The organism is Bradyrhizobium sp. LTSPM299, from assembly GCF_000938235.1.
Lineage (GTDB): Bacteria > Pseudomonadota > Alphaproteobacteria > Rhizobiales > Xanthobacteraceae > Bradyrhizobium.
Map to the genome: position 1 here is coordinate 1 of NZ_JYMU01000041.1, position 954 is coordinate 954.

A 954-nucleotide genomic window follows, 5' to 3' on the forward strand; every position below is an offset into this window, starting at 1 on the left:
GATGGGTAGAGTCGAGGTGTGACGCGGTAGCTTTAGGTTCGAACATATCTGTTTCCGCCCCTTTCGTTTGGCGGTGCCTCACTGGTTCGACCATGGCCCCGTTTTCACACCCCGCTCATCGAACTGGACAGGCAGATTTCCCGCATCCAGCTCTCGGACAAAACTTCACGCCTTCACCCACGGCACGTCGTGCCCAAGCCTGCTCAGGCGTACGAGCCCAAAGTGCCCGTAAAGGTGCGGGAGTGGATAGGTCCCGCCCTTGCGACGCCTGGTTTTGTGCTTGAACTGCAACCACCGGCGCAACCGCATCGCTGCGTAGCTGTCGAGTGCCCGATACGCCTTGCTGACGGTGCCTACCTTGAAGTAGTTCGCCCATCCGCGCAGCGTGCGGTTCACCTTGCCCACCAGCTTTGTGGTTTCTTGCCATGTCCCCGTTCGGTCCGTCAGTGCGTGGATTTTCTCAACCATGCGCTTGATGCTCTTCTTCGATGGCCGGTAACCCAGGCGCGCCTGGCCGGTTCTCTCTGAGAACATCCGTCCGAACGTGTAACCCAGGAAGTCGAACTCCCCTTCCGGGATCCTGCAGATTCGTGTCTTCTCCTCGTTGACCGTGAGCTTCAGCTTGCTCATGATCTTGCGTAGTTGCTGCAGTGCCTGGTCGGCATTGCCCTTCTTGCACAGGATCACAAGATCATCGGCGTAGGTTACGATACGACTGCCGAGGCGTTGCTCCAGTCCGAGCTTCTTCCATCCCAATACGAACCGGCGCATGTATATATTCGCCAGCAACGGTGAGATGGGTGAGCCTTGCGGAATGCCGCGCCGGTTGTCCCGGGCTTCGGTCGTGCGTGTCTTCCTTCCTCGATCATCGGTTTCTTCTACTGGGCATTCCAGCCACATCTTGATCAGATGCAACACGCGCCGATCAACAATCCGGCGCGCTACCGACTTTAG

At 58.1% G+C, this 954-nt stretch carries 1 protein-coding gene; it reads right to left on the reverse strand.

Translation table 11 applies throughout. The annotated features are described in order from the left end of the window. Window positions 1–165 precede the first annotated feature (165 nt). Window positions 166–954, reverse strand: a 789-nt coding sequence (locus tag UP10_RS20935; RefSeq protein ID WP_044589190.1) for a reverse transcriptase domain-containing protein, incomplete at its 5' end; no start/stop codon positions are given.